Raw genomic sequence first — 8,932 nt, forward strand, 5'->3', positions numbered from 1 at the left:
ACGGATCGTTCGGTCGCTGTCAGTGATTTCAATCACCGGCTTTGGACTCTCGTCTGATCCTTCCAAATCCAGGAAGACCGTCCTGTCAATTTCTACGAATTCAAGAGCCGCTGAAGCAGGCGATACGGCGGCAGCTTTTCTGCGCCAGTACTGGAAGGTGGATAAAGCCAGGCCGTTTTGGACGCAGAAGCCAGCCTGAGTAAGACCTGACACCTGATATTGATCAACCAGGTTCATCCACTGTTCCTGATTCAGTTCACGGGATTTGGAAAACAGATAATTATGCATAAAATCCTCCAGTTCTAGTCGAATACAGAATATCGACTGGAACCGGAGGATCTAAGCCCGTGCAAATTTCAAAAGGTTACGATTGAACCTTTGATAAGATCCAATATCAAGATCCCTTCTTCAGAATTCAGAGTAAAATCCAGGAAACCAAAAAAAAGCCACGAAATCCCGTGGCTTCATCAGATTGAATAGTTGATTCTACGTTTGAAAGCAAAACAGCTGGATCTCAATGAACTAAAGCGAATTTCATCATAAAAGATCATTGTTGAGCAGCATCTTCCTGTGGATACTTTTCAAAATACGTCTGCAGGACCGGTCCAACGACTTGAGTCGCGCAGATATTAGGAGATACACTCTGGTTATTTACAGACGAAGTTGGAGCAATGCAGGCAAATGCCACACTGGGATCCTCATATGGACCATAGCCAACAATATTTGCGGTTGTCCATTCCTCAACTTCGGCTGTTCCCGTTTTTGCCGCCATGGAATAAGGCTGGTTCTGAAGCCCTTCAAAGCAGTTTCCATCATCAACACAGGCTTTGAATCCTTCCTGAACACGATCAAGAATCGCCTGGTTTTCTTCTGGCAGAGTGTTCTTGAGCTGTGGTTCCTGGACATCAAAGACCTGATCACTGTTGACTTCCATGGCATGAGTCATCAGATGAGGTTTATACATTTTTCCATCGGCAGCAATCGTACTGACATACTGAAGCATCTGCATTGGAGAATACATATCGAACTGTCCAATGGCATAGTTCAATAACATTCCTGGTGAATCATTGACACCAATATAAGCCGGTGTTTCTTCTGGAACATCCAATCCGGTTTCATTGCCAAGTCCAAACATGGAGTAATAATGCCTCATCAGATCCAGAGAACCTGTCACATTTGGAATGTTCAGAGGTTCCCCTTCTTTATAGGTATCTCCTCCAAGCCGGATGGCGATATGGAACATATAAACGTTAGAAGATACGGATAAAGCCTGAATATCGTTGACTACACCATGGTTGGAAAAGGATCCAAATTCTTCTCCGCCAATATTCATAACCGTATCGTTGATATATTCTCCAGGCTGCATGACTCCTTCCGATTCACCCATATAGACAGTAGCTCCCTTGACACAGCTGCCTGGGTTTGCAAGAGTCAGATAGTTTCCAGAAGCAAAATAAGTCATCTGCCTGGTTTCAGGATCCATCTGATAGCCGCTTAAGGCAATCATATCTCCCGTGTTGGGATCCATCATATTCATATACAGAGAATAGAAGTTTTCCCGGTTTGTGGTTCCAGCATTCTGTTCAAGAACTGTTTTAACGGTCTCATCCATCTTGGTCTGAACATCAATATCAATGGATAGATAAATATCATTTCCCTTACGGGCTTCCTGAATGATTTCCTTATGAGCTAATCCATTGGAATCATAGGTGATTTTGGCAATTTCTTCTGTTCCGGCAAGAATATCATTGTATTGATATTCCAATCCGGATTTACCGACCTGAGCATTAAACTGATAGCCTTTGGAACGGTAATAGTCAGAAGATGAATCGGGCAGACCTTCAGTTGAAGTTGACACGGTTCCTAAAACATCGCTTAAGGATTCACCATAAGGATATTCCCTTTTCCATCCACCAAAATTGACGTCAAAACCCGGAAATTCTGTTTTGTGTTCAACCAAATAGGCCACATCCGGATCCGCAACATCTTCAAGGATCGTACTTTCCTGACCCGTTGAAGCATTGGCCATCATCCGGTTGTAGATGGCGTAGGTTCTGAGTTCTTTTTCATCGACTTCCTTGAGGATATCATCAGTGATGGCTTTCATCTGAATCGAGTACAGTTTTGCATTGGTGTTGGAGCCCCAGGCTCCACTCTTATAATCTTCAAGTTCCTTTTCGGTTAACAGATCAAGTCCCTGATACTTTGGATCACTCTGATCCAGAAAACGAGTATAGGTAATATATGCTTCTTTCAGGTCCTGATCCGAAAAGTCTTCCGATGAAACATCAAATACCGTATTCACACGATCGGCATACAGAAGATAGTCTTCACTGCTTAGGTTATTTGGAGCGGTATAGACGATGTTATGGGAAACCACAGTTTTCGCCAGGACATTCCCATTTCGATCATAGATCTGTCCCCGCGGAGGCTGAGTATATTGTCGAATTGACGTGTAGTCATCCTGTTTAGCCATATATTCATCATGCGAAATCGCCTGAAGATAAATCAGACGACCCAGTATGATTCCAAAAACGGAAAGGATTGCAAAAGCAAGAATCAGGATACGGTTGGAGATGACCCGATTCAAGGCATTCCTTTTTTCTTTTAAAGCTTCCTTGCTGATTTTTTTCACGATTCATCTCCTTTCTGGATTGAAGCACAAAACATTATATCAAAGTCAGCTTGTGAATAAAATACATTTTTTAACAAGTAAAACGATGTAAGGCAGACAAAGAAATGCAAGCGGTTATTCCTGCTCTCTGATTCTTCCCTCTAGTTTTTCACATCTTCCTGAACAGATCAGTCTTCTGATTCATCCTGATTATTCTGGATATGCTGATTGAGGATAGGAAGGAATCGTATATCTTAACAGATCAATTTCTTCCTTGTATGGGGCTTTATCATCGATATATGGAGTCTCAAGAATCTTAACAATGGATTCAAGGCGCGGATGGTGAACCACATAGGCTAAAGCATCCAGACCAATCTCTCCTTTGCCGATATTTTCATGACGATCCTTACGGGCGCCACGAATGTTTTTTGAATCATTGATATGAAGAACCTTCAATCTTGAAAGACCAATGACCTGATCAAATTCATCAAGAATAGCATCAAAATTCGCCACATCATACCCGGCATCATGAATATGACAGGTATCGAGGCAGACTCCAAGGCGTTCTGGAAAGGAACATCGATCGATAATGGTTCTGATTTCTTGGAATGTTGAACCTACTTCAGTCCCCTTTCCGGCCATGGTTTCCAGGGCAATCACAATATCAGAATCATCCTGGCTGAATACTTCATCAAGGCCTTTGACGATGCTTTCAATTCCCATTTCGACTCCAGCTTTTAAGTGAGCTCCTGGATGAAGAACAAGCAGATTGGAGCCAATGGCTTTGACTCTGCGCAGTTCTTCCTGTAAAAATTCTACTCCAAATTCTGCAGTCTCAGGCTTAACGGTATTCCCCAGGTTAATGATGTAGGGGGCATGAATGATCACTGAAGAAGGTTCAATCTGATTCTCTTCCATAAGCTTTCTGGCTTCTTCAACCTTAAACTGGCTGACTGGTTTGCGTTTTGAATTTTGGGGAGCGCCGGTATATACCATACAGGCATTGGCATCATAACTGATCGCTTCCTTAATAGAACCTAAAAAATAGTCAGGGGCTTTCAATCCAACATGACTTCCGATTTTTAACATTATCGTTTAATTCCTCTTTCTTTTTGAGATACTCTTTCAGGAAATCCTGAATCATCAAGAGTATACCGATCTAAAACAGGAGAATTGTCAAATTGATGCAAAAGAAAAGTCATCCGGATTCATATGCCGCTTTCCGGATGACTCCAATCTGGCTTATTCTGATTTAGAATTTTTTTCACGCTGTTTGGCTTTTGCTCTTTCACGTTTCTGACGGCGAATATCATCCTGAATTTTCTGACGTTTCATTCGATGAGCCAGACGTTCAACCTGTTTCTTCTGTTTTTTCTTATAATTTGGTTTTACTTTAGTTTTCTTTCGATGAAGCACCTTATGGATTTCATTGGCCATTGGAGAATTGTTTGGAGCTTTTCGATCGGCACGGTCCTTCTGCTGCACCCATTCATTGTTTTTGACATCCATGGTTATAAACTCGATGCCCTGCCGTTTGAGATTTTCAACGGCTGGCATATCTTTTTCTTTTGCAATAGCAATTGCTAAACCATCCCGGCCGGCTCTTCCGGTTCTTCCGGCACGATGCATATAGAATTTAAGATCCTTTGGAAAGCCGCATGAAATGACATGAGTGACTCCTTCAAGATCAATGCCTCTTGAAGCAATATCACTGGCCACAATATAGCTTTTCTTCTGGGAAGTGATGGTACGAATGGCTTTATTTCTTTCACGGGGTTCAAGATCGCCGTGAAGTTCTACCAGATCGTATCCATTTTCACGCATTTCTCTGGCAATCTCGGCCGCTTCCTTGTTTGAATTGGCAAAGACAAGACATACATAAGGCTGAATAGCCGGCAAAATATCGAGGACTTTTTCCTTATAGCTTTTATGTTTTGCCATGACCAGATAATGTTTAACATTCGCCTGGAAATCCGTATCTTTATCAATCGTGACAATTTCCGGGGAGTTCAGATATTTTTTCAGGAATGGCTGCAGAGCTTCCGGGATAGTCGCTGAGAAAACCATAACGGTAACATCTGATTTCATGTGTGAAAGAATGGCATCTACATCTTCCAGGAATCCAAATTCCATGGTCATGTCCGCTTCATCGATAACCATGATTTTGGCCGTATCCAGACGCAGCGTCTTATCATCCAGGAAAAGATCCTTCATTCGTCCTGGAGTTCCTATGACGATCTGAGGAGTCAGACCACCTTCCTTTTTTTCAGTTCCGCCAACGCATAACCGAACGCGGATACCAAAATGTTCGGCTAGCTTTTTGCAGCGTTCATTTAACTGATAGGCCAGTTCGCGTGTCGGAACAGAGATTACAGCCTGAACCTGATCTTTTGTTTCATCAATCAAATCAAATATTGTCATAAAGAAAGCATGCGATTTACCAGAACCAGTTGAAGAAATTCCAATAAAATCTCTTGAACGGTCCTTTCGATTCAACGTTGCTTCCTGAATGGGGGTCAGGGTTTTGAAGCCTTCAAGCTCCATAATTTCCTGTGTACGATTCATATTTACCACCTTCTGTTTCTTTCTTCTCTGTCCGCTTGTTATCAGGTAGGACAAGAATCATCGATCGACAATTTTCGGTGAATCAATTCATCTTCCTGGCCAAATACGGCACAATGAAGTCAGATCGATGCATTACTACTATTATAGATCACGATATGGATTTAAGTCTGAATCAGCGTTCATTCCATTCAATAGAAAGTATGAGGACATTTACATTGAAGTTGATTGAAGTCAATCCCCAGGGATTTTGCGGTGGAGTTGTTGCCGCGATTACAAAAATTAAAAAGCTGCGAACCGACCGTCCAGAAGCCAAAATAACCGTCTTAGGTAATCTGGTTCATAATCGTTTCATTCAGGAAGCCCTGGACAGTCTGAACATTCAGACATTAGAAGCCAAAGGCAAAACCAGACTCGAACTGCTTGATGAAATAGAGGATGGAATTGTTGTGTTTACGGCTCATGGAATTTCAGATTCGGTTCGAAAAAAAGCACAAGAGAAAGGACTTGAAGTACTCGATGCTTCCTGTCCATTTGTCCTGCAGACTCAGGCAGAAGTCAAAAAAAGACTCGATGAGGGGTTTGTCATCTTTTATATCGGCAAAAAGGGCCATCCAGAAGCTGAAGCTTTAACCAGTGGAGATGATCGTATTTTTCTGATTGAACATTCTGAAGATATTCCAAAGAATATTAAACAGAAGATCTTTGTGACTAATCAGACAACCATGTCGATTCTTGATACCCAGGCTTTATTTGATGAAATTTTCAAACTGTATCCACAGAGTGTTTTACATGATGAAATCTGTTCAGCTACCAGGGTTAGACAAAACGCAGTTTTATCTCTCCAAGAGCAAAAGCCGGATGTATTGATCGTAGTTGGCGATCCAACAAGCAATAATACCAGACAGCTTGCCGATATCGGCCGTAAAGCCCATGTTCCGCAGATTATCCCCATCGAAACCGCCGCCGATCTTGATCTTTCACTCATTGATCCAGAAGCCACGGTAGCCATTACCTCTGGAGCAAGCACTCCGACTCTGTTAAGAAAACAGGTCGTGAATAAGTTGGAATCAGGGCTGGATCCAGAACCATTCAAACCAGCAGAACTTCTGGAAACCACATTCAGGCCGATCAAAAAGAAGGATTAAGGAACGGTCAGCTATTCTCGAAATGTTTATCACAAGAAAATCAAAAAGATTCAGTTTTGAGATTTTCTCAATGACTGAATCTTTTTCTAGTTATCAATCCATTGTCAGCTGATCCATTTGTTCGGATCCAAAAAATCAGCAGTGCTCTTACTTTCGTTCCGGTTTTGATTTTGCAAGCAGACCAACCAGTTCATCATTGGTTTTAGCGACCTTAAAAGTTTTAATGACATCTTCCGTAGCTTTGTCTTCAAGGCCGGCTGCATGCCTGCGAATCATTTCAGAAGCTTTCAATTCATCCTTGCTTAGTAATAGTTCATCGCGGCGAGTTCCAGATTTCATTACATCAATAGCCGGGAAAATCCGGCGGACGGCAAGATCTCTTGACAGGACAAGTTCCATGTTTCCGGTTCCCTTGAACTCTTCGAAAATAACGTCATCCATACGGCTTCCCGTTTCAACCAGTGCAGTAGCCAGAATGGTTAAGGATCCTCCTTCACGCATATTTCTGGCCGCTCCAAAGAAATGTTTCGGCCAGTAAAGAGAGGTAGGATCCAGCCCACCTGAAAGGATCTTGCCAGATGAAGGCATTACAAGGTTGTAGGTTCTTGCAAGACGGGTAATCGAATCGAGAAGAATAATGACATCCTCTCCCATTTCAACTAAGGCTTTTGCTCTTTCAATGGCCATTTCTGCTACCCGGATATGGTGAGAAGGCTCTTCATCAAATGTCGAATAGACAACTTCGGTATTTTCAGGTGAAACGAAATCCTTTATGTCGGTTACTTCTTCAGGGCGTTCATCAATTAATAAGATAATCAGATGTGCTTCTGGATGATTCGTCTGAATTGAACGGGCAATGCTTTTTAAAAGAGTGGTTTTACCCGCTTTTGGAGGCGAAATAATCAGACCTCGCTGACCTTTTCCAACTGGGGAAAGCAAATCAATTAAACGACCTGCAATCTCCTTTGGTTCAGTCTCCATTTTCAACTTCGATTCTGGATAAATCGGAGTCATCTTTTCAAAATTCTTTCGATGCAGTGAGTCAATAACCGGATGGCCGTTTATCGATTCAACCTGCTCCAACTGTCTTGCCTTGTTTTCTTCGATTTTGTCAGACAATCTGCCAGTGATCAGATCTCCGCTGCGAAGACGCATGGCTTTGATTCGACCCGCGCTGACAAATGTATCATTTCGACTCGATAGATAGTTTTCTCCACGAAGAAAACCATATCCATCCTGAAGGACTTCAAGAACTCCAGATACCTGTTCAGACATTACATACTTCCTTTCTTATAAAAATTGAGGTGATTTAAATTTTTAGACACAATCACAAATAACTATATTTATGAGAGAAAAATAGGATTATAGATCCAAAAGAAAAATATTCCTGGATCAGAAAGGATCTCAATGAAAAATAATTCAATTATTACTGATTTGCTTTAACTAGCTTCTGAAGTTGAAATTAGATAATTTGAATAGAATATCAGACAGAAATTAATGAATTCATGCAAAAAGAAAAAGCAGAATAAACTGCTTTGTTTTTCGAATTTAATCCTTCCAGACATTCAGCTGATTTTGAAAGCTGTCAATTTCCTGATTTTCATCTTCGCCTTTTGCACAGATATATAAATATTCTCCATCATTAAGAGTCAATTTACATGACTGTCCTGGATTAAGCGAAGCTTTCAGATCTTTGCTGAGCTGCTGATTCATATTTTCATATTGTTTATCGGAAATGTAAAGCTGAAAGATTGCAGTACTTTCGCCATCGATCGATTCTGGATTCTCAAAGGTATATTTTCCTGGTCTAAAATCAATCAGATCATCTTCTCGTTCATCAGTTTCCGCTTTAGAATCAATTCCATACATTGAAAAGTTCGTCGGCGGTATCTGTATTTCCGGCTCCTTTGCATCGGAACAACCACAAACCATTAACAAAGAACCAAGAGCCAGTAAACCCAGTTTTCTTCGTATCCAGGCTGAGTGTTTATTGTTATCTTTAAATTGAAACTCAGGTAAATCACTTTGCAAGCAGATTCTATCCCCTTGTTTTTGAACTCTGCTCCGAATTGTTTTCATAAAGTTTTTCATTTTTTCCCCTTAAACAAATTCCAAGACTGCTCATTTTTCCTTTGGACAATCAATTCTGGATTTTGAATCATACCTATTTTACTCTGTTCAAAACGAAATGAGTCTTACGAATTCTTACGAAGCGAAAACCGTTTGAATCTCAAAAAGAGAATTTAAGAGAAATGAACAAATGCCTGACTCAGTCACCGTCCGAAAAGCAATTCGAAACGTTTTCAATGCATTTCAGAAAAAGAAAAAGCCGATCCGAAGAGATTCACTCTGTTCAGATCGGCTTGCTCTTTGCATGGCCTCTTGCTATTTTCGCTGTTCACTATCGTCGCCGTTAAAGGGCTTAGCTTCCGGGTTCGAAAAGTGTCTGGGTATTTCCATTCTGCCATCAAGACCACACCTTGGATCTTTCAAAACCAAACATCAGCGACATCCTTCTTGTCTGTTGTCTTTGTTCTTTGTGTTTTACACTTCGCTTGCTTCGATCAAGCCCTCGACCGATTAGTATCAGCCAACTTCATGCATCTCT

Annotated in this window: 7 protein-coding genes and 1 rRNA gene; 1 reads left to right on the top strand and 7 read right to left on the bottom strand. The window is 41.3% G+C overall.

Annotated elements, in window-relative coordinates; all coding sequences use genetic code 11:
- The 4 genes from tnpA to BO222_RS08760 form a co-directional block, all read right to left on the bottom strand.
- A partial coding sequence (tnpA, locus tag BO222_RS08745; protein WP_198931968.1) for an IS66 family insertion sequence element accessory protein TnpA occupies window positions 1-288 on the bottom strand: 288 nt, incomplete at its 3' end.
- A gap of 259 nt (window positions 289-547) precedes the next feature.
- The gene (locus tag BO222_RS08750) at window positions 548-2,635 is read right to left on the bottom strand and encodes a penicillin-binding transpeptidase domain-containing protein (RefSeq protein ID WP_233131237.1); all 2,088 of its coding nucleotides are present in this window, start codon (window positions 2,633-2,635) and stop codon (window positions 548-550) included.
- 189 nt (window positions 2,636-2,824) lie between these two features.
- Window positions 2,825-3,703, bottom strand: coding sequence for a deoxyribonuclease IV (locus tag BO222_RS08755; RefSeq protein ID WP_075820246.1), 879 nt, complete (start codon window positions 3,701-3,703; stop codon window positions 2,825-2,827).
- Between the two features lie 153 nt (window positions 3,704-3,856).
- Window positions 3,857-5,179, bottom strand: a complete 1,323-nt coding sequence (locus tag BO222_RS08760) for a DEAD/DEAH box helicase (RefSeq protein ID WP_075820248.1) — start codon at window positions 5,177-5,179, stop codon at window positions 3,857-3,859.
- A 215-nt stretch (window positions 5,180-5,394) separates the two neighbouring features.
- Here BO222_RS08760 and ispH point away from each other — a divergent pair, with 215 nt between their 5' ends.
- Window positions 5,395-6,324 carry a 4-hydroxy-3-methylbut-2-enyl diphosphate reductase gene (gene ispH / locus BO222_RS08765; protein WP_075820250.1) on the top strand — a complete coding sequence of 310 codons (930 nt, stop codon included), beginning with the start codon at window positions 5,395-5,397 and terminating at the stop codon, window positions 6,322-6,324.
- Between the two features lie 147 nt (window positions 6,325-6,471).
- Here ispH and rho read toward each other — a convergent pair whose 3' ends face one another.
- From rho to rrf, 3 genes are all read right to left on the bottom strand, one after another.
- Window positions 6,472-7,599, bottom strand: coding sequence for a transcription termination factor Rho (rho, locus tag BO222_RS08770; protein WP_075820252.1), 1,128 nt, complete (start codon window positions 7,597-7,599; stop codon window positions 6,472-6,474).
- A gap of 273 nt (window positions 7,600-7,872) precedes the next feature.
- The gene (locus BO222_RS13505) at window positions 7,873-8,415 is read right to left on the bottom strand and encodes a hypothetical protein (RefSeq protein WP_143356991.1); all 543 of its coding nucleotides are present in this window, start codon (window positions 8,413-8,415) and stop codon (window positions 7,873-7,875) included.
- Window positions 8,416-8,696: 281 nt separating this feature from the next.
- A 5S ribosomal RNA gene (gene rrf, locus BO222_RS14495) occupies window positions 8,697-8,802 on the bottom strand.
- Window positions 8,803-8,932: the final 130 nt, after the last annotated feature.

The organism is Ileibacterium valens (assembly GCF_001945525.1).
GTDB lineage: Bacteria > Bacillota_I > Bacilli_A > Erysipelotrichales > Erysipelotrichaceae > Ileibacterium > Ileibacterium valens.